Raw genomic sequence first — 24,704 nt, 5'->3', positions numbered from 1 at the left:
GAACTCACGATGCGCAGGACCAAGCTTGTCGCGCTGTCGACGTCCGGTGTGCTGGCTCTCACGCTGGCCGCATGCAGCAGCAGCGGCCCGGGAGGAAGCAGCAACAAGTCAGGTGACGGCGGCGCCGCCAACTCGTCGCTGAATGCCGAGAACAGCAAGGCCGCCGAACTCGGCCAGGACGCCAAGGCAACCGGTCCCGCCCCGGCGGTCGCCGGCGCCAAGACCGGCGGCACCATCTACATCAACGACGCGAGTGCGCCGCCGACGATGGACCCGTCGGGCATCTACTACACCGACTCCGGTTCGATCGCCGGTGACCTGCTCTACCGCACGCTGACGCAGTACAAGATCATCAACGGCAAGGCCGTCCTGGTGCCGGACCTCGCGACCGACCTCGGCCAGCCGTCCGCCGACGGCATGACCTGGAAGTTCAAGGTCAAGAGCGGCATCAAGTACTCCGACGGCAGCCCGGTCAAGCTGGAGGACTACGTCTACGCGATCAAGCGCTCCTTCGCGACCGACACCGTCGCGGCCAACGGCACGCAGTACCAGATGGAGTTCCTGAAGGGCGGCGACAAGTACAAGGGCCCGTTCAAGGACAAGGGTGCGTTCCCCGGCGTCACCACCGAGGGCAGCGACACGCTGGTCTTCCACCTGAGCAAGAAGATGCCGACGTTCAACTTCTTCGCCACCTTCCCGCAGTTCAGCCCGATCCCGCAGGCCAAGGACACCCAGGCCAACTACCAGCTGAAGCCGCTCACGACTGGCCCCTACAAGGTCGACTCCTACACCAAGGGCCAGAAGCTGATCGTCTCCAAGAACTCCAACTGGGACCCCAAGACCGACCCGTCGCGGCACCAGTACCCGGACAAGATCCAGGTCAACTTCAACGCCACCGCGCTGCAGAGCCAGCAGCAGATCCTGAACAACAGCGGCACCGGCTCCACCTCGGTGGACGTCAACCCGATCGACTCCTCGCTCGCGGCTCAGGTGACCGGTCAGAAGAAGAGCCAGTTCGTGCAGGGCCCGTCGGCGTGTGAGTACTACGTCGAGATGGACACCCGCAAGATCCCGCTCGAGGTGCGCAAGGCGATCGCGGTCGCCTACCCGTACAACCAGATCCGCAAGGCGCAGCAGCTGGCCTCGGTCAACTTCGAGCCGGCCACCACCTACGCGGCGCCGAGCCTGCAGGGCTTCCAGAAGTACCCGCCGGTCAACAACGCGACCGGTGAGGGCAACGGCGACCCGGCCAAGGCCAAGCAGATGCTGCAGGCAGCCGGCAAGAGCGGCTTCGAGCTGAGCTACTACTTCCGCAACGACAAGCCGCAGCGCGTCCAGGCCAACAACGCCAAGAAGGCGGGCCTGGAAGCAGCCGGCTTCAAGGTCAAGGACATCGGCATCAGTGGCGAGGAGTACACCACCAAGATCGCCGACCCGAACGCGCCGGTGAACATGGGCCAGGGTACGCCCGGCTGGTGCTACGACTGGCCGACCGGTGACTCGGTCTACCCGCCGCTGTTCAACGGCGCGGGCATCTCGCAAGGCCTGTCAGTGGGTCAGTTCAAGAACCCGGCCATCACCGCGAAGATCAACCAGATCCAGCAGATGGACCCGAAGCAGGCCGGCGCTCAGTGGGCCGCGCTCGACAAGCAGCTGATGAGCGAATTCCTGCCGGCTCTGCCCGACTACTACAACCTGTCGACCGCCGTCTTCGGCACGCAGGTGAAGAACGTCGTGCTGAACCCGAACAACTCGATGCCGAAGATGTCGGAGATGTACGTCGGCTGACGCTGATCCGACATCAGTAACGATCCCGTGGGTGTGGCGGCGTAGGCCGCCGTCGCACCCACGGGTCGTGTCCGGAATCCGCTGTTTCTCGAAAGGCGCCTCACTCGATGATCGTCTACCTCGCCCGACGGCTGCTGCTCGCAGCGTCGGTGCTGGTCGCCACGATCGTGCTCACCTTCGGCCTGTTCTTCACCGGGCCGGCCAAGGATGCCGTCGCATACCAGCTGTGCGGCACCCACTGCACGACCGACGTGGTCAAGGCCACCAACCATCGGCTCGGTCTGGACGAGCCGGTCATCAACCAGTTCGGCACCTACCTCAAGGGACTGGTCGCCGGCCGGGAGATCAAGAGCAACGGCCAGGTGATCGGGAAGTGTGACGCCCCCTGCCTCGGCTGGTCCTACATCCAGAGCCAGTCGGTGACCACCATGGTCAAGAACGCCTTGCCGGTGACGCTCTCGATCGTGTTCGGCAGCATGCTCATCTTCGTGCCGCTCGGCCTGCTGCTCGGCGTGGTCTCCGGCCGCAACCGCGGCTCACCTCTCGACCGGGTGCTGGTCGGCACCTCCCAGGTGATCAGCAACGTGCCCTACTACGCGGTCGCGCTGATCCTCAACCTGTACCTCATCTTCCAGTGGCACCTACTGCCCGGCACGCAGTACGTCCCGATCTCGCAGGACTTCGGCGGCTGGTTCAAGGGCTTCCTCGGCATCTGGATCATCTTCGGTCTGTTCAACGCCATGCTCTACGTGCGTTTCGTGCGGACCTTCATGATCAACACGCTGTCCCAGGACTACGTGCGCACCGCCCGCTCGAAGGGCATCTCCGAGCGCAAGGTGGTCTGGGGCCACGCGCTGCGCGCGACTCTCGCGCCATACCTGACCCTGCTGGGCCTCGACATCGGACTCAGCCTGGCCGGTGCGATCTTCACCGAGCAGATCTTCAACGTGCAGGGTCTCGGCCAGCTGGCGATCCGCTCGCTCGGCCAGAGCGACCTGCCGGTGATCGCCGGCACGGTGCTGGTCGGTGCGGTGTTCATCATCCTGGCTAACCTGATCGTTGACCTGCTCTACGTCGTCGTCGACCCCACGGTGAAACTCACATGACAGACACTCTGGCCGGTGCCGCGGCACCGCTGCCCGGCTCCACGCGGCGCCCGCCGCTGGACCCCAACGCGGAACTCCTCCTGGAGGTCAAGGACCTCCAGGTGCAGTTCCCGACCGAGGACGGCATGATCAGCGCCGTCAACGGCGTCTCCTACGAAGTGCGCGCCGGGCAGACCCTGGCGATCGTCGGCGAGTCCGGTTCCGGCAAGAGCGTCTCGTCGATGGCGATCATGGGCCTGCACGACATGAGGCGCACCCGGATCAGCGGCTCGATCCTGCTGGACGGCCAGGAGCTGGTCGGCGCCTCGCAGGAGAAGTTCCGGTCGATCCGCAGCGAGACCGCGGCGATGATCTTCCAGGACCCGCAGTCCTCCCTGCACCCGCTGAAGAAGGTCGGTGCGCAGATCGCCGAGGCCTATCGGGCCCACCACAAGGTGTCCAAGGCGGTCGCCGCCAAGCGTGCGGTCGAGATGCTCGACCGGGTGGGTGTGCCCAACCCGGACAAGCGCGCCAAGCAGCTGCCCGGGGAGTTCTCCGGCGGCATGCGGCAGCGCGCGATGATCGCGCTCGGTCTGGTCAACGACCCCAAGTTGCTGATCGCCGACGAGCCGACCACCGCGCTCGACGTCACGGTGCAGGCGCAGATCCTCGACCTGATGAACGACCTGCAGGCGGAGTTCGGGTCGGCGATCATCATGATCACCCACGACCTCGCCGTGGTCGCCGAGATCGCCGACTACGTGATGGTGATGTATGCCGGGCGCAGCGTCGAGTTCGGCACCGCGCCGCAGGTGCTGGCCCAGCCGCGCCACCCCTACACCTGGGGTCTGCTGAGCTCGGTGCCGTCCCTCACCGCCGACGTCGGCAGCGAGCTCAACCCGATCGCGGGCAACCCGCCGAGCCTGCTCAACCTGCCGAGCGGCTGCTCGTTCCGGCCGCGCTGCAAGTACTCCGACCGGGTCCCCGGCGACCGTTGCGCGGCCGAGCTGCCCGCCTTCGCCGACGTGCCGGGAGAGCCGGGCCGGCTGTCCCGCTGCTTCCTGCAAGACCCTGCCGCGATCTTCGCCGACGAAGTCGCCCCGACGCTGGAGTGATCGATGACCGACAACACCACTGACGCGGCAGCCGCCGCCGACGGAGTCCCGCTCGGCAAGCATCGGGCGCCCGAGGAGACCGACCGGACGGTCGCGCCGACCGAGCACACCGAGACGATCGTGCACGAGTCGAAGCGCGAGCGGGAGCCGCTGCTGCAGGTCACCGACCTGGTCAAGCACTTCCCGGTCAAGGAGTACAGCGGCCTGTTCCCCAAGACGCTGCTGACCCACGCCGTCGACGGCGTCAGCTTCGACCTGGCCAAGGGCGAGACCCTCGGCCTGGTAGGGGAGTCCGGTTGTGGCAAGACCACGACCGGTCGCCTGATCACCCGGCTGCTCGACCCGACCTCGGGCTCCATCGAATTCGAGGGGCGCGACATCGCCCGGCTGAAGGAGAAGGACCTGCGGCCGATGCGCCGCGACATGCAGCTGATCTTCCAGGACCCCTACGGGTCGCTGAACCCGCGCTTCACCGTGCTGAAGATCATCGGCGCCCCGCTGGAGATTCACGGCCTGGTCCCGAAGAACAAGATCAAGGACCGGGTGCAGGAGCTGCTCGAGCTGGTCGGTCTGAACCCCGAGCACGTCAACCGCTACCCGAACGAGTTCTCCGGTGGTCAGCGTCAGCGCATCGGCATCGCCCGGGCGCTCGCGGTCGAGCCGAAGCTGATCGTCGCCGACGAGCCGGTGTCCGCGCTCGACGTGTCGATCCAGGCGCAGGTGATGAACCTGATGGGCAAGCTGCGCCGCGAACTCGGCATCTCGTTCGTCTTCATCGCCCACGACCTCGGCATCGTCCGGCACTTCTGTGACCGGATCGCGGTGATGTACCTCGGCAAGATCGTCGAGATGGGCGACCGCGAGGACATCTACGAGCGGCCGCAGCACCCCTACACGCAGGCGCTGTTGTCCGCCGCGCCGGACCTCAACGTGGTGCGCGGTGCCGAACCCGGCGAGCGGATCCGGCTGGTCGGCGACTTGCCGAGCCCGATCAACCCGCCGAGCGGTTGCCGCTTTCGCACCCGGTGCTGGAAGGCGCAGGAGATCTGCGCGGCCGAGGAACCGCTGCTGACCCCCGAGGAAGGCAAGCCCGAGCACACCATCGCCTGCCACTTCCCCGAGGTGAAGAGCGACCTGGTCGTGGAGGTCGACGCGTCCTGAGCGGCTAGGCTTGGCGCACCATGAAACGAGTGCAGCCATGAGTGTCTCCCTCGGGGACGTCGCCGGGATGATCGCCGCGTTGGCGTTCGTCCTGCTCGTGCTGCGCACCGGTGCGGTCATCGGCAAGGCCGGCAAGGTGCTCGACGAGACCCGCGCCGGCGTTCGCGAGATCACCGACGAGACCGTGCCGTTGCTGCGCGAGGTCACCGACACCGTCGCCGCGACCAACGCGCAGATCGGCCGGCTCGACACGATCTCCTCCAACGTGGCGACCATGTCGACCAACGTCAGCGCGCTCACCTCCGTGGCCACCGCGACCGTGGGCCGGCCGCTCATCAAGGTCGCGGCCTTCTCCTACGGCGTGCGCTCGGCGCTGGACCTGCGGCGCGGCAAGACGCCGCTCGACAAGGCCGGTGATCGCCGATGAAGTGGCTCGCGATCGCCGGCGCGGGCGCGGTCGGCGCGCTGCTCGCAAGCCGCCCGGCGCGGGACGAGGCGACCCGGTTCGCCCGCGATATACGGCTCGGGATGGATCAGCGCGAGGCGCAACTGCGCGAGTCGCTCGCGCTCGACACCGGGCTCACGCTGCGCGGTGAGCGCGCCGACGGCGGCGCGCAGGCCGGCGCGCGAGCTGCACGAGCTATCGAGGGCCGCTGAGCCCCGCATCCGTCCGTATCCCTGTCCGTTATCCCCGCTCGGTAACGTGGTCTCGATACGGGCTCGCCCCTGGGGGCTCGCCCTACTCGACCACCGTTCTGCGCCGAGCCCGCTTGCACACGTAAGGAATCGATCGATCATGGAAACCGCCGAGATCCGGCGCCGCTGGCTCGAGTACTTCGAGAAGAACGGGCACGTCGTCGTGCCGTCCGCGCCGCTCATCTACGACGACCCCAACCTGCTGTTCGTCAACGCCGGCATGGTGCCGATGAAGCCCTACATGCTGGGCCAGCAGACGCCGCCGTGGCAGCGCGCCACCAGCGTGCAGAAGTGTGTGCGCACCGGCGACATCGAGGAGGTCGGCAAGACCTCCCGGCACGGCACGTTCTTCCAGATGAACGGCAACTTCAGCTTCGGCGACTACTTCAAGAAGGGCGCCATCGACCTGGCCTGGGGCCTGCTCACCACCCCGCAGTCCGAGGGCGGCTATGGCATCGACGGCGACATCCTCTGGCCGACGGTCTTCAAGGATGACGACGAGGCCTTCGCACTCTGGCGCGACCACATCGGCATCCCCGAGTCGCGGATCACCCGCCGCGACGAGAACGACAACTACTGGCACATGGGGGTGCCCGGCCCCGGCGGCCCGAGCTCGGAGATCTTCATCGACCGCGGACCCGACTACGGCGCCGAGGGCGGCCCGAGCGTCGACGAGGACCGCTACATGGAGATCTGGAACCTGGTCTTCATGCAGGACGAGCTGTCGGCGGTGCGCAGCAAGCCCGACTTCGACATCTCGGGCCCGCTGCCGACCCGCAACATCGACACCGGCATGGGCCTGGAGCGCATCGCGAGCGTGCTGCAGGGGGTGGACAACCTCTACGAGATCGACGAGGTCTACCCGGTGCTGGCCAAGGCGGCGGAGATGACCGGCACCAAGTATGGCGAGCACTCCGGCCACGCCGCGACCTCCAGCCATCCCAACGACGTGCACCTGCGCGTGGTCGCCGACCACGTGCGCTCCTCGCTGATGCTGATCGGCGACGGTGTCACCCCCGGCAACGAGGGCCGCGGTTACGTGCTGCGCCGCATGCTGCGCCGCGCGGTCCGCGCGATGCGGCTGCTCGGCTACGGCGACAAGGCGCTGCCCGAGCTGCTGCCGGTCAGCCTGGAGCGCATGCAGGCGTCATACCCCGAACTCGCCGCGGACTTCCCGCGCATCAGCCAGATCGCGTATGCCGAAGAGGACGCCTTCCGGCGCACTCTCGACCAGGGCACCACGATCCTCGACACCGCGGTCACCAAGGCCAAGCAGTCGGCGGCGTCGCTCGGCGGCACGAGCGCGCCGACGCTGCCCGGGTCGCAGGCGTTCGCCCTGCACGACACCTACGGCTTCCCGATCGACCTCACCCTGGAGATGGCGGCCGAGCAGGGCGTGCAGGTCGACCAGGACGGCTTCCGCCGGCTGATGACGGAGCAGCGGCAGCGGGCCAAGGCCGACGCGAAGGCGAAGAAGTCCGGTCACGCCGACACCGAGGTGTGGAAGGAGCTGCGCGCGCTCGGAGCCACGGATTGGCAGGCGTACCAGGCGCTTTCGACCGAGGCGAAGGTCACCGGCCTGGTCTCCGACGGCGCTCGCGTCGAGGGCCTGGGGGAGGGCAGCACCGGTCAGGTGGTGCTCGACCGCACCACGTTCTACGCCGAGTCCGGTGGCCAGATCGCCGACGAGGGCATCATCACCACACCGACCGGGCAACTGCGGGTGCGCGACGTGCAGCGGCCGGTCAAGGGCCTGGTCGTGCACACCGTCGACGTGCTGTCCGGTGAGATCACGGTCGGCGACGGCGTGCAGGCGCAGGTCGACCCCGACTGGCGGGTGGCAGCGTGTCAGGCGCACTCCGGCACGCACGTCGTGCACGCCGCGCTGCGGCAGGTGCTGGGCCCGTCGGCGCTGCAGAGCGGCTCCTACAACAAGCCGGGCTATCTGCGGCTGGACTTCGCCTGGAACGAGGGCCTCAGCAAGGCGACCCGTTCGGAGATCGAGGAGGTCGCCAACCTCGCCGTGCGGCAGGACCTGGCGGTGTCGTCGCAGTACATGACGCTGCCCGAGGCGCGCGAATGGGGCGCGCTCGCACTCTTCGGCGAGACGTATGACGAGCAGGTCCGCGTCATCGAGATCGGCGGACCGTGGTCGCGCGAGCTGTGCGGTGGCACCCACGTCGCGCACTCCTCGCAGATCGGCGCGCTCACCCTCACCGGCGAGTCGTCGGTCGGCTCCGGCGTGCGCCGCCTCGAGGCGTTCGTCGGGATGGACGCGCTGCGCTACCTGGCCAAGGAGCGCGCGCTCGTCGCCGAGCTGTCCGGCCTGGTCAAGGTGCAGCCGGACGAGTTGCCGGACCGGATCAACGAACTGCTCGCCCGGGTGAAGGACGCCGAGCGGGAGATCGGCCGGCTCAAGCAGCAGCAGCTGACCGCGCAGGCCGGCGAACTGCTGGGCAAGGCGACCGACGTCGCCGGGGTGCGGCTGCTCGCCCACGACGCCGGCGACCTCGGCGCCGACGAGGTGCGCTCGCTGGTCACCGACCTGCGCAGCCGGCTCGGCGACGGTGCGCCCAGCGTGGTCGCCGTGACCGGCGCGGCCAAGGGCCGCCCGGTGATCGTGATCGCGACCAACGGTCCCGCCCGGGACCGCGGCGTGCGCGCCGGCGATCTGGTCAAGGTCGCGGCCGGCGTGCTCGGCGGGGGTGGCGGCGGCAAGCCCGACCTCGCCCAGGGCGGTGGCACCGACCCGTCGGCGGTCGGGGCCGCACTCGACGCCGTCGAGCGCACCCTGGCGGACTGACCGGGTGGGCGAAGAACGAATGCGACGGGGCGTGCGGCTCGGCGTCGACGTGGGCAGTGTCCGCGTCGGCGTCGCGTCGTGCGACCCCGACGGGCTGATCGCGACCCCCCTCGAAACCGTGCCACGTGTCAAGGACGGGTCGGACGTTTCGCGGGTCGCCGAGCTCGCGGCCGAACACCACGCCATCGAGGTGATCGTCGGGCTGCCGCGCTCGCTGGACGGTGCCGAGCGTGCGGCGGCCGAGGGGGCGCGCGCGTGGGCGAAGGCGCTGCGGCGGCATACCCCGGCGTTGCCGGTGCGGCTGGTCGACGAGCGTATGACGACCGTCGACGCGCACCGCGCCCTGGACGCCACCGGGGTGTCGCACCGCGACCGGAGGGCGATCATCGATCAGCAGGCAGCTGTGCTTATCCTGCAAGTCGCGCTTGACTCCGAGCGCGTTTCCGGCAAGCTTGCCGGAGAAGCTGTGGGGGGTCGCAAGCCGCGGCGCAAGCCCGGGTCGGACAGGGAAGGCAGATTGTGAGTCCCGACGACAGTCCGCGCAGTCGCCGCGAGGCCCGGGAACGGGCGTCTCGATCGGCGGCTCGGCCCGCTGCCGCACCCTTCGACCAGAACGCCGTGACCGCTACCAAACGACCCGCGCCCGACATCGGCGAGGACCCGACGACCGCCATACCGAGCCGTGAGGCGCTGCGTGCGCACGCCGAGAACAGCCGGCGTCCGGAGGACACCGGACGCCGCGGCCGGTCCGACGACGAGGAGTACGTCGGAGGTATCGCCGACCTGGTCGGGCGTCAAGCGGACTACCACGGTGACGACGGCCACCGGCCGCTCTCCCGCAAGCGCGCCGGGCGCTCCTGCCTGGTGATGGTGGTGGCGCTGGTGCTGTTCATCGGCGCGCTCGGTTTCGCGGCCACCAAGATCCCGCTGCCGCACTTCGGCGGCGGCAGCAGCAGCGCCGGCGGGGACTACTCCGGCTCCGGCTCCGGCACCGTGGACATCACCGTCAAGCAGGGCGACAGCGGCGGATCGATCGCCCGCACCCTGGTCGACGCGGGAGTCGTGAAGTCGGCCGGTGCGTTCCTTGCGGTGGCCAACGGCGCCCAGCAGTTCAACCAGATCCAGCCGGGCACCTACCGGCTGCGCAAACAGATGAGCGCGTCCTCCGCCATACAGCTGATGCTCGACCCCAAGGCGTTCATCAGCACCGGCACCACGATCCGCGAGGGCCTCTGGGTGGACGAGATCTTCTCCCGGTTGTCCAAGGCCACCGGGGTCCCCCTCGCCGACTACAAGAAGGTGGACCCGGCAAGCCTCGGTCTGCCCGCCGCGGCGAACGGCAAGCTCGAGGGTTACCTCTTCCCGTCGACCTACAACTTCCCCAAGGGCGCCACCGCGCAGCAGCAGTTGAAGCTGATGGTCGACCAGGGCAAACGGCAGATCGCCTCGCTCGGGGTGCCGGCCGACCAGCTGCACCGGGTGATGACGGTCGCCTCGCTGGTGCAGGCGGAGTCCAAGCTGGGCAAGGACGGCCCGAAGGTCGCGCGCGTCATCGAGAACCGCCTCAAGGACGGTATGCCGCTGCAGTTCGACTCCACGGTGCACTTCATCGAGCAGAAGCGCGGCACGGTGACCACCACCGACGAGGAACGCCGCAGCGACAGCCCCTACAACACCTACAAGGTGAAGGGCCTGCCGCCGGGGCCGGTCGACAGCCCGGGAGCCGACGCGATCAAGGCGGCCCTGCACCCGGCGTCCGGCAGCTGGCTCTACTTCGTCACGGTCAACCAGGAGACCGGCGAGACGCTCTTCGCCGACACCTACGCCGAGCAGCAGGCCAACGAGGCGAAGTTCCGGCAGTGGTGCGCGCAGAATCCGGGCAAGTGCTGATCCGGCACCGTGCCGGGGTGCTCGGCAAGCCGATCGCCCACTCGCTCTCCCCGGTGCTGCACCGTGCCGCCTACGCCGCAGCCGGCTTGGACGACTGGTCCTACGACGCGCGGGAGTGCGACGCCTCGCAGCTGCCCGACCTGATCGCCGGGCTCGGCCCGACCTGGCGCGGGCTGTCGCTCACCATGCCGTTGAAGGAGGAGGCGCTGCTGCTGGCGTCCTCCTCGACGCCCGTCGCCCGCCAGACCGGCGCGGTCAACACGCTCGTGCGTGAGGGGTCGGACTGGGTCGGTGACAACACCGATGTGGTCGGCATCCGCGACGCGCTCTGCGAGGGCGGCGTCGCCGACCGCGGCCCGGTGGAGTCGGTGCTGGTGATCGGGTCGGGGGCGACCGCGCGCTCGGCGCTCGCCGCCGTCGCCGAACTCGGTGTCACGCGAGTGACGTTCGCGGTGCGCGGGGACGCCCGCGAGTCGACGCTCGCGCAGGCGCGCGACCACGGGATGGACGTCGAGGTGATCGACCTCACCGCGGGTGCGGCCGCCGCACCGCGCACGCCGCTCGTCATCAACACGACCCCGGGCGGCGCCGCCGACGGGCTCGCCGGCGCGATGGCGCAGGTGGCAGCCACGGCGGGCAGCCTGCCGGCACCGTGGCTGCTGCTCGACGTCGTGTATGCCGGGTGGCCGACCCCGCTCGCGGCCGTCGCCGCGACCTACGGGGCCCACGTCATACCCGGCGTGGAGATGCTGATCCACCAGGCCGCCGCGCAGTTCACCCTGATGACCGGCAAACCCGCGCCGCTGCAGGCGATGCGCGACGCTGGACGGGCTGCGGCCCAGGTTTAGCGACATGGGAAGATTTCGCCCATGCTTCGTTGGCTGACCGCAGGTGAATCCCACGGCCCCGAACTCACCGCGGTGATCGACGGGCTGCCGGCCGGGGTGGCCATCACCGCTCCCGAACTCGCCGCAGCGCTCGCCCGCCGGCGCCTGGGTTACGGGCGCGGTGCGCGGATGAAGTTCGAACAGGACAAGGTCTCGTTCGTCGGCGGAGTGCGCCACGGCCGCAGCCTCGGGTCGCCGATCGCGATCACCATCGAGAACACCGAATGGCCCAAGTGGCAGGCGGTGATGAGTCCCGAGCCGGTCGACGACTCGCAGCTGCGCGCCGCGAACGACGTCGGCGCCCAGGGCGAGGTGGCGCGCAACCGCCCACTGACCCGGCCGCGGCCCGGTCACGCCGACCTGGTCGGGATGCAGAAGTACGGCTTCGACGAGGCGCGGCCGATCCTGGAACGTGCCTCGGCCCGCGAGACCGCCGCGCGTGTGGCGCTGGGCGCGGTCGCCGCCGCCTTCCTGGAGCAGGCCTTCGGCATCCGGCTGGTCTCGCACACAGTCGCGATCGGCACCGCCGGGGTGCCGCACGACGCGCCGCTGCCCGGACCGGACGACGTCGCGGCGCTCGACGCGGACCCGGTGCGCACCTTCGACGCGGCCTCCTCGGCGGCGATGGTCGCCGAGATCGACGCCGCCAAGAAGGACGGCGACACGCTCGGCGGGGTCGTCGAGGTGCTGGCGTATGACGTGCCGCCCGGCCTGGGATCGCATGTGCAGGGCGACCGGCGCCTCGACGGCCGGCTCGCCGGCGCGCTGATGGGCATCCAGGCGATCAAGGGCGTCGAGGTCGGCGACGGTTTCCGCACCGCGGCCCGTCGCGGCTCGGCCGCGCACGACGAGATCGTCCGCGAGGACGGCCGGCTGCGGCGCGAGACCAACCGGGCCGGCGGCACCGAGGGCGGGATGTCCACCGGTGAGGTGCTGCGGGTGCGGGCGGCGATGAAGCCGATCTCGACCGTGCCGCGAGCGCTGCGGACGGTCGACGTGGCCACCGGGGACGAGGCCACCGCCATACATCAGCGGTCGGACGTGTGTGCCGTGCCGGCGGCCGGTGTGGTCGCCGAGGCGATGGTCGCACTGGTGCTGGCGGAGGAGGCGCTGGAGAAGTTCGGCGGAGACAGCGTGCCGGAGAGCGCGCGCAACCTGCAGGCCTACCTGGCCGCTATCCCGGAGCTCATGCGATCCACCCCGCGAAGTTCTCCGCTCGTGCCTCGCTCCGATACTTCGCGGGGGCCCCGGTGAGCGCCGGTGTTCCCGGGGCGAGCGCCGGGCCCACGGTTGTGCTGATCGGTCCGCCGGGTGCGGGCAAGACCACCGTCGGGGAGCTGGTGGCCGCGGCGCTCGGGGTGCCGTTCACCGATACCGACCGGATGGTCGAGGACGAGCAGCAGACCACGATCTCGGACCTGTTCGTCGAGCGGGGCGAGGCGGAGTTCCGCAGGCTGGAGGCCGACGCGGTCGCGCGGGCGCTCGCCGCTCCCGGCGTGGTAGCGGTCGGCGGGGGAGCACCGATGACCGACTCGACCGCGCGGCTGCTGGAGGATGCGCCCGTGATCTTCCTCTCTGTCGCGATCGCCGACGCGGCAGGCCGGATCGGTTTCTCCGGTGCGCGGCCGCTGCTCGCGGTCAACCCGCGCGCGACCTGGACCAAGCTGATGGACCAGCGGCGGCCGACCTACGAGCGGCTCGCGACCTGGGTCGTCGACACGGCCGGACGCGTGCCCGAGGACATCTCCGCCGAGGTTGTCGGGTTGGTCAATCATGGCTGATGCCAAGGTGATTCGGGTTGGCGACGACTATGACGTGGTCATCGGGCACGGCGTGCTCGAGCAGGTGCCCTCGCTCGTGCCCGACGGGGCGTTGCGAGTGCTCATCGCACACGCGCCGGTGATGACCGCGGTCGCCGAGTCACTTGCCGAGCAACTCACCGCGCGCGGTTTGCAGCCGACGCTCGCCGCGCTGCCGGACGCCGAGGCCGCCAAGACCTCCGCGGTCGCAGCGGAGCTCTGGTCGCTGCTGGGAGAGCAGGGCTTCACCCGCAGCGACGCGGTGATCGCGCTCGGCGGCGGAGCGACCACCGACCTCGGCGGCTTCGTCGCGGCATCCTGGCTGCGTGGGGTGCCGGTGGTGCAGGTGCCGACCACGGTGCTCGGCATGGTCGATGCAGCAGTGGGTGGCAAGACGGGGATCAACATCCCCGAGGGCAAGAACCTGGTCGGCGCGTTCCACCCGCCCGCCGCCGTCGTCTGCGATCTCGACCTGCTGCGCACCCTGCCGCGCGCCGACCTGATCGCCGGGCTGGCCGAAGTGGTCAAGTGCGGCTTCATCGGTGACCCGGAGATCCTGCGCCTCGCCGCCGATCCGGACGCCGCGACCGATGTCGACGGCGACATGCTGCCCGAACTGATCGCGCGGGCCGTGCAGGTCAAGGCCGACGTCGTCGCCGCCGACCTCAAGGAGTCGTCGCTGCGCGAGATCCTCAACTACGGGCACACCCTCGCGCACGCGATCGAGCAGGTCTCCGGCTTCGCCTGGCGGCACGGCGACGCGGTTGCGGTCGGCATGGTCTATGCGGCCGAGCTGGCGTCGCGGGCCGGCATGCTCGAGCCGTCGGTGGTTGAGGAGCACCGAAAAGCGTTGCAAACATTGGGTCTTCCGACCGCGTATGACGATGACTCCGCCGGCGACGCTGCCGCGGCGCAGGCGCGTTGGGAAGCGTTGCGCACGGCGATGGGCCGCGACAAGAAGACCCGCGGTGCCACGCTGCGCTTCGTCGTGCTGACCGAGGTGGGGGAGCCGACGCGTCTCGAGGGGCCATCGGAGGAGTTGTTGCGCGCGTCCTACGACGCGGTCGTGGGGTAGGAGCTCGCTGCGATAGCGGCTCGAGCGGATGGCCGCTCGCTCGGATGTCCGCCCACTCGGATGGCCGCTCGCTCGGACTGCCGCCGGGTCGTCGGAGTGAGACTTCGCTCGCCGCGATCCGCAACCTGGTTGCGGCGGGCGCAACCAGGTTGCGGATCGCGGCGGGGAGCATGCCGTTCCGCCGGCCGATGCCGCGTGCGGTCCGCGTCGCCCGGTCGGATGCGGCGGGATAAGTCCTCGGGTGCGCTGGGATAAATCGGTTGGGGTCGCCGGCGGCGCCGGGCTAGCGTCGCGCCCATGCGCCCACCCGATGCCGGCTTCGCCGATCCGCGGCTGGCCCGCTGGTACGACTTCTGGGACCCCGATCGCAGCGACCTCGACGTCTACGCCGCGATCGTGGCCGAACTCGGCGCGCGACGAGTTGTCGACATCGGTTGCGGCACAGGGACTTTCGCGGTGCGGCTCGCCGCGGCCGGTGTCGAGGTGGTCGGGGTGGACCCGGCGGGCGCGTCCCTCGACCTGGCTCGGGCGAAGCCTCACGCCGACCGGGTGATCTGGCTGCACGGGGACGCCACCGTGCTGCATGGTCGCGACGTTGCTGCCGACCTCGCGGTGATGACCGGCAACGTTGCCCAGGTGTTCGTCGACGACGCGGACTGGGCGCTGACCCTCGACGCGGTGCACGATGCCCTGGCGCCGGGCGGCTGGCTGGTCCTGGAGACCCGGCGCCCCGAAGCGCGGGCCTGGGAGGAGTGGGACGGGCAGTCGAGTGCGGGCACCCTGCCGAACGGTTCGGCATACAGCTCGTGCATGCGAGTGACCGCCGTCGAATTGCCGCTGGTGACCTTCGAGGGGTGCACGGTGATCGACGGCGAGCACCTGCGCTCGGAGTCGACGCTGCGCTTCCGGACCCGCGATGAGGTCGAGGCCGACCTGGCCCGGCATGGTTTCGAGGTGGAGCAGGTGCGGGATGCGCCGGACCGGCCGGGCAAGGAGCTGGTGTTTGTGGCGAGGCGCGCGGGTCTCGATACAGGCTCGCCCTACTCGACCGGCGTGGGGCGGCTCGCCCTAGGGGGCTCGCCCTACTCGACCGGCATGGGACGGGCTCGCCCTACTCGACCAGCATGGGACGGGCTCGCCCTACTCGACCAGCATGGGACGGGCTCGCCCTACTCGACCAGCATGCCTGCGGACTCGCTCTACTCGACCGGCGTGGAGCCGCCGGTGGGTGCGTCGCTCATGAGTGCGGCGACCTCGCGGCGCAGTGGCTCGCCGAGGCGGCCCCATTCGGCGTCATACCCGTAGACCTCGCGCAGCGGGCGACCGACGCGTTGTCCGTAGAGGAGTTCGAGGTCGTCGGGGTCGATCAGCGCGGGGTGCTGCACGCCGACGGCCTCGCTGACTTTGAGAAGGTCACGGCGCAGCGCCTGGAGGTATTGCGCGAGTCGCACTGACTTCAGCGATGGGTCCAAACCCCTTGTCAGCCAACGGTTCTGGGTCGCGACACCGGTGGGGCAGCGGTCGGTGTGGCACTTCTGGGTCTGCAGGCAGCCGATCGCGAGCATCGCCTCGCGCGCGACATTGACCATGTCGGCGCCGAGCGCAAACGCGGTCGTCGCCGACCGCGGCAGGCCGAGCTTGCCCGAGCCGATAAAGGTGACCCGGTCGGTGAGTCCGCGGCGGGCGAAGACCGAGTAGACGCGGGTGAATCCGACGTAGAACGGCAGCGCGACCGCGTCGCTGAACACGAGCGGAGCTGCGCCGGTGCCGCCCTCGCCGCCGTCGATCGTGATGAAGTCGGGGGCCCGGTCACCGGACACCATCGCGTCGGCGAGCTCCTCCCAGAAGCCGAGGTCGCCGACCGCCGACTTGATGCCGACCGGCAGGCCGGTCTCGTCGGCGAGCAGCTCGACGAAGTCGAGCATGCTGTCGACGTCGTGGAACGCCGAGTGCCGCGACGGCGAGATGACGTCCTGCCCGGGCGGCACGCCGCGGATCTGCGCGATCTCCTCGGTCACCTTCGCCTCCGGGAGCACCCCGCCGAGCCCGGGTTTGGCGCCCTGCGACAGCTTGATCTCCAACGCCCGCACGGGTGCTCGCTCGATCGTCGCCTTCAGCCGGGCCAGGTCGAAGCGCCCGTGCTCGTCGCGGCAGCCGAAGTAGCCGGTGCCGATCTGCCAGATGAGGTCACCCCCGCTGCAGTGGTATGGCGAGAGTCCCCCTTCGCCGGTGTTGTGCAACGCACCGGCGAGCGCGACGCCCTTGTTGATCGACACGATCGCCTGCGACGACAACGAGCCGAAGCTCATCGCCGAGACGTTCACCACCGACGACGGCCGGAACGCGTGCCGCCGCCCGCGCGGGCCGCCGAGCACCTTCGGGCTGGGCAGCCGCACGTCCTCGCCGCCGTGCGGGGCGGTCGTCGGCGGTGACGCGCTGAACGTGCGGTGCTTGATGATCGGGTAGCCCTCGCAGTTCTCCACGTCGTTGTCGGTGCCGAACCCGACGTAGTTGTTCTCGCCCTTGCAGGAGGCGTAGATCCAGGTGCGCTGGTCGCGGCTGAACGGCCGCTCCTCGTCGTTGCCCGCGACGATGTACTGCCGCAGCTCCGGGCCGAGGCGTTCGATCGCGTAGCGCGCGTGCCCGAGCACCGGGAAGTTGCGCAGCAGCGAGTGCTTCTTCTGCAGCAGGTCGTGGGCTGCGACACCACCGGCGGCGAGGACCGGCAGCAGGGACACCATGCGCGAGGACTTCACGTCTCGCAGCATGCCCTACCCGGCGGCCCGTTGTCCGAGCCGACGCACGAGCCGCCGGCCGCTCAGCAGATTGACCACCCACTCGACCGGGCCGGTGCCGATCAGCCGCGCCCAGAGCCATGCGATCAGCAGGCACGTCACGATGAAGACGACGGCCGGTTTCCAGCCGTAGGGCAGCCAGCCGACCGGGTGCTGGACCAGCAGCTTGATCAGCACGAACTGCAGGGCATAGAGCGACAGCGCGACGGTGCCGATGGTGGCGACCGGCCGCAGCAGAGTCCGTATGAGAGCCCGTATGACGGTGCCCGCGCGTGGCGCGGCGGCTGTCGCCATACCGACCAGCGCGAAGACGATCGCACTGAGCGCGAGGTCGTGGGTGTTGTCGACGAAGCGGCCGGGATAGGTCGACCAGCCCAGGGCGCGACCGATCACCCAGGCCGCCGCGGCGGCCACCCCCAGCGCGAGGGTCGCACGCAGGACGCGTGGACGGCAGTGCCCGACGCGGCCGAGGATCAGCCCGAGCAGGAAAACCGGGAGCAGACCGGTCACCCGGTAGTGGGAGTCACTGAGGACGTAGACGTGCAGCCAGTGCGCCGGATGCCGCCAGCTCGCGTCGTTCGGCTCGTTGCCCGGGTAGGTGTTGAGCAGCTGCAGCAGCCAGAGGACGACCGCGAGGACCGCGACGTAGCGCACCCGCAGGAACATCACGAACGCACCGATCAGCGCGGTCAGGCCGAGCGGCTGCAGCACGACCGCGATCCAGATGTTGATCTTGCCGAGCAGTTCACCGATGACGACCAGGAGCACCGCGCGCACCGCGAACTGCGCCACGGTCGGCCATCTCGGCGCCCGCGCGGCGACGACCCTGCGCGCCACCAGGCCCGCCGAGACGCCCATCACCAGCGCGAACAGCGGCGAGGCCAGGTCGTTGACCTGACCGATGATCGCCCGGAGCGGCTGCGGCGCGACGAACCACGGCACCGCGTGCGCGACGACCATCGCGACGATCGCGATGCCGCGCGCCGCGTCGAGCCCGAGGTCGCGCGTCGGCGACGGTGCGTCGGATCGGCTGGCGGCGCTCACAAGCGGCAATTGTGCCGGAGCGGCGTAGCGTGGAGCAGATGCGACTGACCGCGATTCAGGCCGACATCACCACCCTCGATGTGGATGCGATTGTCAATGCTGCGAATTCGTCGCTGATGGGCGGCGGGGGAGTGGATGGCGCGATCCACCGCGCGGGTGGCCCGGAGATCCTCGCCGCGTGCAAGCAGGTGCGGGCCGACCGCTTCCCCGACGGACTGCCGACCGGGCAGGCGGTCGCGACCACGGCCGGAAAGCTGCCCGCGCGCTGGGTGATTCACACGGTCGGGCCGGTGTGGTCCAAGCGGCAGGACCGGTCGGCGCTGCTCGCCGACTGCTACCGCAACTCACTGGCGGTCGCCGATGAGCTGGGCGCTCGCAGCGTCGCCTTCCCGGCGATCTCCGCCGGCATCTACGGCTGGCCGATGGACGACGCGGCGCGCATCGCCGCCCGGACCGTCCGGGCCACCGCGGCCGGCTCGCCGGCGGGGTCGGAGGTGTCCGAGGTGACGTTCGCGCTGTTCTCCCGCGACGCGCTGCAGGCCTTCGAGGCTGCGCTCGCGGCGGCGTGATCAGGGCCGGCGCGCCGGGCCGCTAGACTGTGCCGTCATACCCCTTTGATTTCCGCGGGTCGCCTGTGCCCGCGCACCACCGGCAACGACACGAAAGAGAAGAGCGAACGTGGCAAGCACGAACGACCTGAAGAACGGCATGGTGCTCAACATCGACGGCCAGTTGTGGTCCGTGGTGGAGTTCCAGCACGTCAAGCCCGGCAAGGGCCCGGCGTTCGTGCGCACCAAGCTGAAGAACGTGCTGTCCGGCAAGGTCGTCGACAAGACCTTCAACGCCGGCGTCAAGGTCGAGACGGCCAACGTGGACCGGTCGGACATGCAGTACCTCTACAAGGACGGCAACGACTTCGTCTTCATGGACACCAAGACCTACGACCAGCTGCCGATCCCGGCCGACACGGTCGGCAAGGCCGCCAACTTCCTGCTGGAGAACCAGGAGGCGATCGTCGCCCAGCACGACGGCACGGTCCTCTATGTCGAGCTGCCGGCCTCGGTCGTCCTCGAGATCAGCCACACCGAGCCGGGCCTGCAGGGCGACCGCTCCTCGGGCGGCACGAAGCCCGCGACCCTCGAGACCGGCGCCGAGATCCAGGTGCCGCTCTTCCTGGAGCAGGGCACCAAGGTCAAGGTCGACACCCGTGACGGCTCCTACCTCGGGCGGGTCAGCTGACCATGCCCGCAGCCCCTGACGGCGGCGAGCAGCACGAGCTGGTCAGCAGCACCAGCGCCGACCTGTCGAAGCTGTCGGCGCGCGGCAAGGCGCGCAAGAAGGCGCTCGACATCCTCTTCGAGGCCGAGCAGCGCGGCGACAACGCCGTCGCGCTGCTCGAGCAGCGCATCGCCGCGCCGACGACGCAGACCCCGCTGCCCGACTACACCGTGCAGATCGTGCGCGGCGTGGTCGGCAACTGGGTGGCGATCAACGAGGCGCTCACCACCTACAGCCGCGACTGGCCGCTGGACCGGATGCCGTCGGTCGACCGCGCGTTGCTGCGCGGCGCCGCCTGGGAGCTGATCTACAACGACGAGATCGACGATCCCGTGGTGATCAGCGAGGCGGTGCGCCTGGCCGGTGCGCTGTCGACCGAGCAGTCGCCGAAGTTCGTCGGCGGACTGCTCAACAAGCTCGCGGCGGTCAAGCAGACCCTCGTCTGACCGGGTGACCGGGGCAGCCGCCGTGCCGACCGGTGCCGTCGCGCCGCCCGCCGTCGCGACCCGCTGGGCCGTCGTCGACGTCGCGCGCGGCGTGGCGATCCTCGCGGTCGTGGCGTTCCACCTGATCTGGGACCTCGGCGATCTCGGCTACCTCGACTGGCAGATCAACGCCCACCGGTCGGGCAAGGTCGCCGGCCGGGTCATCGCCGGCAGCTTCCTCGCCCTCGTCGGTGTCTCCTTGGTGCTCGCTCACGGCCGCGGCATCCGGTGGCGCCGGTTCTGGCGGCGCGAGGCGCAATTGGTCGTGCTCGCGCTCGCAGTTACCGCGTTCAGCTGGTTCTACCAGCGCGACGAACTGGTCACCTTCGGCATCCTGCACGCGATCGCCGTGGTGTCGGTGCTCACTGTCGGGTTCGTCACGCTCCGGCCGGTCTTCGCGTATGCCGCAGCACTCGTCGCGCTCGCTCTCCCGTGGGTGGTGCACCTGCCCGGCCGGTCACCGTGGGTGTCGTGGACCGGCCTCGCCGAGGGGAGCCGCCCGTCATTGGACTGGCAGCCGTTGCTGCCGTGGATTGCGTTGACACTGCTGGCAATCGGGCTAACGCGGCAGGTGGTTGCTGCGTCATACGAGCCGGAGGGGTGGGCGCACCGGCTGCGCATCTGGCATCCGGGTGACCCGGTCACGCGGGCGCTCGCGGTGACCGGGCGGCACACGCTGTCGATCTATCTGCTGCACCAGCCCGTGCTCTACGGACTGCTCTCGCTGGGGTAGCCTTGCTCGCGTTCGACATCCTTTAACGATCCGTCCCGTGAGGCGGCGAAGGAGGTCAGTGACGCACATGCAGCGTCCCGACTTTTCAGATGCAGGTTCTGCGGACCCTGCCTCCGCGCAGGCCGCTCCGGGCCGCACGGTCCTCTCCGCCGGCGACATCTCCCGCGCGCTGCGCCGCATCGCCCACGAGATCGTCGAGCACAACAAGGGCGCCGACGACCTGGTGCTGCTCGGCATCCCGACCCGCGGCGAGGCGCTCGCGCAACGACTGGTCCGGCTGCTCGCCGAGATCGAGGAAGCGCAGGTGCCGGTGGGGTCGCTCGACGTGACGATGTACCGCGACGACCTGCGCAGCCAGCCCACCCGCGCGGTCGGCACGACGTCGATCCCGGACACCGGCATCGACGACAAGGTCGTGGTGCTGGTCGACGACGTGCTCTTCTCCGGCCGCACCGTGCGCGCTGCGCTCGACGCCCTCGGCGACCTCGGCCGGCCGCGCGCGGTGCGCCTCGCGGTCCTGGTCGACCGCGGTCACCGCGAGCTGCCGATCCGGGCCGACCACGTCGGCAAGAACCTGCCCACCGCGCGCTCGGAACGGGTGCGGGTGCGGCTCGACGAGAACGACGGTGTCGACGAAGTGCGCATCGTCGGAGGGGAGTCATGAAACACCTGCTGTCCGCGGCCAACCTGAGCCGCGACGACGCTCTGCAGATCCTCGACACCGCCGCGCAGATGCACGACGTGCAGCGGCGTGAGGTCAAGAAGCTGCCGGTGCTGCGCGGCCGCACGATCGTCAACCTTTTCTTCGAGGACTCCACCCGCACCCGGTCGTCCTTCGAGATCGCCGGTAAGTGGCTGTCCGCCGACGTGATCAACGTGTCCGCGAAGGGCTCGTCGGTGAGCAAGGGGGAGTCGCTGCGGGACACCGCGATGACCGTCGCGGCCATGGGGGTCGACGGTCTCGTCATACGGCATCACGCGAGTGGTGCGCCGCTCCAGGTGACCCAGTGGGTCGACGCCATGGTGGTCAACGCCGGCGACGGCACCCACGAGCACCCGACGCAGGCGCTGCTCGACGCCTACACGATGCAGCAGCGACTCGGCGATCTTGCCGGCAAGCGCGTCGCGATCGTCGGCGACCTGACCCACTCGCGGGTGGTGCGCAGCAACCTGATCCTGCTGCGCACGCTCGGCGCCGACGTGACCCTTGTCGCGCCGCCGACGCTGATGCCGAGCGGCATCGCGAACTGGTCTGCGGCAGAAGGGTTTTCCTACGGCTACGACTTCGACGAGGTGCTGCCCGATCTCGACGCGGTGATGATGCTGCGGGTGCAGAAGGAGCGTATGTCGGGGGGCTACTTCCCGACGCCGCGTGAGTACACCGTGGGTTACGGACTCACCCGGGACCGCCTGCGCGCGCTGCCCGACCACGCGGTGATCTGCCACCCCGGCCCGATGAACCGCGGCCTGGAGATCACCGCCGACGCGGCCGACGAGGCCCGGTCGCTCATCCTCGACCAGGTGTCTGCCGGGGTCGCGGTGCGGATGAGCGTGCTGTATCACCTGCTGGGAGGGGCCGAAGCATGAGCATGAGCATGAGCATGAGCAACCACAACACATTCCTGATCAAGGGCGCCGATCTGGTCGGCGGCGGACGGCAGGACCTGCTGATCAAGGACGGCGTGCTCGCCGCGGTCGGCAAGGCCGCCCCGAAGGGTGCGACGGTCGTCGACGCCGACGGGCTGGTCGCGCTGCCGGGCCTGGTGGACCTGCACACCCATCTGCGCGAGCCGGGACGGGAGGACGCCGAGACGGTGTCGACCGGCTCGGCCGCCGCAGCGGCGGGCGGTTTCACCGCGGTGCTGGCGATGGCCAACACCAGTCCGGTCACCGACACCGCCGAGGCCGCCGAGCGGGTCTTCGATCTGGGGCGCGCCTGCGGGCTGGTCGACGTGCAGCCGGTCGGCGCGGTGTCCAAGGGCCTGGCCGGTGAGTCGCTGGCCGAGCTCGGCCTGATGGCGCGGAGCCGTGCCGGGGTGCGGGTCTTCTCCGACGACGGCAAGTGCGTGCACGACGCGCGGCTGATGCGCCGGGCGCTGGAATACGTCAAGGCGTTCGGCGGGGTCGTCTCGCAGCACGCGCAGGAGCCGCGGCTGGCCGACGGCGCGGCCTGCTGCCACGAGGGCGAGTTGTCCGGACGGCTCGGACTGCCCGGGTGGCCGGGCGTCGCGGAGGACGTGATCGTCGCCCGCGACATCATGCTCGCCCGGCACACCGGATCGCGCGTGCACATCGCGCACGTCTCCACCGCAGGCTCGGTCGAGGTGATCCGCTGGGCGAAGGCGCAGGGCACCGCGGTCACCGCCGAGGTCACCCCGCACCACCTGATGCTCTCGACGTCCCGCCTCGAGGACTACGACCCGACCTACAAGGTCAACCCGCCGCTGCGTCCCGACGAGGACATTGAACAGCTGCGCACGGCGTTGGCGGACGGCACGATCGACGCGGTCGCCACCGATCACGCACCGCACGCCCGGCACGACAAGGAGCACGCCTTCGCCGAGGCGGCGTTCGGGATGCTCGGGCTGGAGCAGGCGCTGCAGGTCGTCAATACCGTCATGGTGCAGCCCGGTCTGATGACCTGGCAGCAGGTGGCCGATGCGATGTCCGTCCGCCCGGCGGAGATCGCCGGCCTCGCCGGGCACGGCCGGCCGCTCGCCGTCGGCGAACCGGCAAACCTCACGCTCATCGACCCCAGTGCGACGGTGGAAGTCGATGCAGCACAGTCACATTCGCTGTCCCGTAACAACCCGTGGCACGGCGAGAAGCTCATCGGCCAGGTGCAGGCGACCTTCCTGCGCGGACGCGCCACCCTGCTCGACCAGGAGGTAATCACCGCATGACAACCCCCACTCGCGACGCCACTCTGGCCACCGACCCGCTCACGGGGCGTGAGCCCGCGACGCTGGTGCTGGAGGACGGCACGACCTTCCGAGGCCAGTCCTACGGCGCGACCGGCGAGACCTTCGGCGAGGCGGTGTTCTCCACCGGGATGACCGGCTATCAGGAGACCCTCACCGACCCCAGCTACCACCGCCAGGTCGTGGTGATGACCGCGCCGCACGTCGGCAACACCGGCGTCAACGACGAGGACCGGGAGTCCCGCAAGATCTGGGTCAGTGGGTATGTCGTGCGCGACCCTGCGCTGCGCCCGTCCAACTGGCGCGCCACCCGCACCCTCGAGGACGACCTGGTCGAGCAGGGCGTCGTCGGGATCAGTGGCATCGACACCCGGGCGCTCACCCGGCACCTGCGCGAACGCGGGGCGATGCGCGTCGGCATCTTCTCCGGATCCGCAGCCGCCGCAACCGATCTCGTGCAGCGGGTGCAGGACCAGCCGGTGATGGCCGGCTCTGAGCTCGCCTCGCAGGTGAGCACGAGCGAGGCCTACGTCATACCGGCGCAAGGGGAGAAGCGCTTCACCGTGGCTGCGCTCGACCTCGGGATCAAGGGCATGACCCCGCACCTGATGGCGCAGCACGGCATCGAGGTGCACGTGCTGCCCGCCGACAGCAGCTTCGAGACGATCCGCGCGGTGCAGCCGGACGGCGTCTTCTTCTCCAACGGTCCCGGCGACCCGGCGACCGCGCCCCAGGTGGAGGTGTTGCGGGAGGTGCTCGCGGCGAAGGTGCCGTTCTTCGGCATCTGCTTCGGCAACCAATTGCTGGGCCGCGCACTGGGTTTCGGCACCTACAAGCTGAAGTACGGCCACCGCGGCATCAACCAGCCGGTGCTGGACCGCAAGACCGGCAAGGTCGAGATCACCGCGCACAACCATGGCTTCGCAGTCGACGCGCCGCGCGACGGCGAGCCGGTCACGGCGCCGGCGGATGCCTCCTTCGGACGCGTGCGCGTGTCGCACATCGGCCTCAACGACGACGTCGTGGAGGGGCTGGAATGCCTTGACCTGCCGGCGTTCTCGGTGCAGTACCACCCGGAGGCCGCGGCCGGTCCGCACGACGCGGCATACCTGTTCGATCGTTTCGTGGAACTGATGGAGAAGAACTGAC

The 24,704-nt window shown here is 69.9% G+C and carries 24 protein-coding genes; 22 read left to right on the top strand and 2 right to left on the bottom strand.

Translation table 11 applies throughout. From position 1 onward, the window contains the following. Positions 1-9 precede the first annotated feature (9 nt). From HJ588_RS18610 to HJ588_RS18545, 14 genes are all read left to right on the top strand, one after another. Positions 10-1,788 (top strand): ABC transporter substrate-binding protein, encoded by a 1,779-nt coding sequence (locus tag HJ588_RS18610; RefSeq protein WP_171158440.1) that lies wholly within the window; start codon positions 10-12, stop codon positions 1,786-1,788. A 107-nt stretch (positions 1,789-1,895) separates the two neighbouring features. After that, the gene (locus tag HJ588_RS18605; RefSeq protein ID WP_171158437.1) at positions 1,896-2,894 is read left to right on the top strand and encodes an ABC transporter permease; all 999 of its coding nucleotides are present in this window, start codon (positions 1,896-1,898) and stop codon (positions 2,892-2,894) included. Beyond that, the gene (locus HJ588_RS19665) at positions 2,891-3,988 is read left to right on the top strand and encodes an ABC transporter ATP-binding protein (protein ID WP_171158434.1); all 1,098 of its coding nucleotides are present in this window, start codon (positions 2,891-2,893) and stop codon (positions 3,986-3,988) included. The genes HJ588_RS18605 and HJ588_RS19665 overlap by 4 nt, the downstream gene beginning before the upstream one ends. 3 nt (positions 3,989-3,991) lie before the next feature. Beyond that, a complete protein-coding gene (locus HJ588_RS19660) occupies positions 3,992-5,149 on the top strand; it encodes an ABC transporter ATP-binding protein (RefSeq protein ID WP_171158433.1) in 1,158 nt (385 codons plus the stop codon). A gap of 37 nt (positions 5,150-5,186) precedes the next feature. Further along, a complete protein-coding gene (locus HJ588_RS18590) occupies positions 5,187-5,576 on the top strand; it encodes a DUF948 domain-containing protein (protein ID WP_171158431.1) in 390 nt (129 codons plus the stop codon). Next, entirely contained in the window at positions 5,573-5,806 is a 234-nt protein-coding gene (locus HJ588_RS18585) for a hypothetical protein (protein ID WP_171158428.1), read from the top strand. The genes HJ588_RS18590 and HJ588_RS18585 overlap by 4 nt, the downstream gene beginning before the upstream one ends. A gap of 139 nt (positions 5,807-5,945) precedes the next feature. Beyond that, a complete protein-coding gene (gene alaS, locus HJ588_RS18580; protein WP_171158426.1) occupies positions 5,946-8,648 on the top strand; it encodes an alanine--tRNA ligase in 2,703 nt (900 codons plus the stop codon). Positions 8,649-8,652: 4 nt separating this feature from the next. Next, positions 8,653-9,171, top strand: a complete 519-nt coding sequence (ruvX, locus tag HJ588_RS18575) for a Holliday junction resolvase RuvX (RefSeq protein WP_343036799.1) — start codon at positions 8,653-8,655, stop codon at positions 9,169-9,171. A gap of 95 nt (positions 9,172-9,266) precedes the next feature. Further along, on the top strand, positions 9,267-10,538 hold the full coding sequence (mltG, locus tag HJ588_RS18570; protein ID WP_171158424.1) for an endolytic transglycosylase MltG: 1,272 nt from the start codon (positions 9,267-9,269) through the stop codon (positions 10,536-10,538). After that, positions 10,532-11,386, top strand: coding sequence for a shikimate dehydrogenase (locus tag HJ588_RS18565; protein WP_343036798.1), 855 nt, complete (start codon positions 10,532-10,534; stop codon positions 11,384-11,386). Before mltG ends, HJ588_RS18565 begins: the two co-directional genes overlap by 7 nt. A 21-nt stretch (positions 11,387-11,407) precedes the next feature. Continuing rightward, entirely contained in the window at positions 11,408-12,679 is a 1,272-nt protein-coding gene (gene aroC / locus HJ588_RS18560; protein WP_171158422.1) for a chorismate synthase, read from the top strand. Further along, on the top strand, positions 12,676-13,206 hold the full coding sequence (locus tag HJ588_RS18555) for a shikimate kinase (protein WP_171158420.1): 531 nt from the start codon (positions 12,676-12,678) through the stop codon (positions 13,204-13,206). Before aroC ends, HJ588_RS18555 begins: the two co-directional genes overlap by 4 nt. Then, positions 13,199-14,299 carry a 3-dehydroquinate synthase gene (aroB, locus tag HJ588_RS18550; protein ID WP_171158418.1) on the top strand — a complete coding sequence of 367 codons (1,101 nt, stop codon included), beginning with the start codon at positions 13,199-13,201 and terminating at the stop codon, positions 14,297-14,299. The genes HJ588_RS18555 and aroB overlap by 8 nt, the downstream gene beginning before the upstream one ends. A 297-nt stretch (positions 14,300-14,596) precedes the next feature. Continuing rightward, positions 14,597-15,604 (top strand): class I SAM-dependent methyltransferase, encoded by a 1,008-nt coding sequence (locus HJ588_RS18545; RefSeq protein WP_171158416.1) that lies wholly within the window; start codon positions 14,597-14,599, stop codon positions 15,602-15,604. Here the strand turns inward: HJ588_RS18545 and HJ588_RS18540 are convergent. Continuing rightward, positions 15,499-17,055: an FMN-binding glutamate synthase family protein gene (locus tag HJ588_RS18540; protein ID WP_343036797.1), complete on the bottom strand. Its 1,557-nt coding sequence runs from the start codon at positions 17,053-17,055 to the stop codon at positions 15,499-15,501. The genes HJ588_RS18545 and HJ588_RS18540 overlap by 106 nt on opposite strands. A 15-nt stretch (positions 17,056-17,070) precedes the next feature. Further along, positions 17,071-18,138, bottom strand: coding sequence for a heparan-alpha-glucosaminide N-acetyltransferase domain-containing protein (locus HJ588_RS18535; protein WP_171158414.1), 1,068 nt, complete (start codon positions 18,136-18,138; stop codon positions 17,071-17,073). Positions 18,139-18,176: 38 nt separating this feature from the next. On the opposite strand from HJ588_RS18535, the gene HJ588_RS18530 reads away from it, so the two are divergent. From HJ588_RS18530 to carA, 8 genes are all read left to right on the top strand, one after another. Beyond that, positions 18,177-18,707 carry an O-acetyl-ADP-ribose deacetylase gene (locus HJ588_RS18530; protein ID WP_171158412.1) on the top strand — a complete coding sequence of 177 codons (531 nt, stop codon included), beginning with the start codon at positions 18,177-18,179 and terminating at the stop codon, positions 18,705-18,707. A gap of 109 nt (positions 18,708-18,816) precedes the next feature. After that, positions 18,817-19,377 carry an elongation factor P gene (gene efp, locus HJ588_RS18525; protein ID WP_171158409.1) on the top strand — a complete coding sequence of 187 codons (561 nt, stop codon included), beginning with the start codon at positions 18,817-18,819 and terminating at the stop codon, positions 19,375-19,377. A 2-nt stretch (positions 19,378-19,379) separates the two neighbouring features. Next, positions 19,380-19,862 (top strand): transcription antitermination factor NusB, encoded by a 483-nt coding sequence (nusB, locus tag HJ588_RS18520; protein WP_343036796.1) that lies wholly within the window; start codon positions 19,380-19,382, stop codon positions 19,860-19,862. A gap of 4 nt (positions 19,863-19,866) precedes the next feature. Next, positions 19,867-20,634 (top strand): heparan-alpha-glucosaminide N-acetyltransferase domain-containing protein, encoded by a 768-nt coding sequence (locus HJ588_RS18515; protein ID WP_171158407.1) that lies wholly within the window; start codon positions 19,867-19,869, stop codon positions 20,632-20,634. Positions 20,635-20,701: 67 nt separating this feature from the next. Further along, positions 20,702-21,298 (top strand): bifunctional pyr operon transcriptional regulator/uracil phosphoribosyltransferase PyrR, encoded by a 597-nt coding sequence (pyrR, locus tag HJ588_RS18510; protein WP_171158405.1) that lies wholly within the window; start codon positions 20,702-20,704, stop codon positions 21,296-21,298. Further along, positions 21,295-22,221 carry an aspartate carbamoyltransferase catalytic subunit gene (locus HJ588_RS18505; RefSeq protein WP_171158403.1) on the top strand — a complete coding sequence of 309 codons (927 nt, stop codon included), beginning with the start codon at positions 21,295-21,297 and terminating at the stop codon, positions 22,219-22,221. The genes pyrR and HJ588_RS18505 overlap by 4 nt, the downstream gene beginning before the upstream one ends. 14 nt (positions 22,222-22,235) lie before the next feature. Continuing rightward, positions 22,236-23,537, top strand: a complete 1,302-nt coding sequence (locus HJ588_RS18500) for a dihydroorotase (protein ID WP_246242758.1) — start codon at positions 22,236-22,238, stop codon at positions 23,535-23,537. Then, entirely contained in the window at positions 23,534-24,703 is a 1,170-nt protein-coding gene (gene carA, locus HJ588_RS18495) for a glutamine-hydrolyzing carbamoyl-phosphate synthase small subunit (RefSeq protein WP_171158399.1), read from the top strand. Before HJ588_RS18500 ends, carA begins: the two co-directional genes overlap by 4 nt. Position 24,704: the final 1 nt, after the last annotated feature.

This window comes from Flexivirga aerilata (assembly GCF_013002715.1).
Classification (GTDB): domain Bacteria; phylum Actinomycetota; class Actinomycetes; order Actinomycetales; family Dermatophilaceae; genus Flexivirga; species Flexivirga aerilata.
This window is presented reverse-complemented; position numbering and strand designations above follow the sequence as displayed.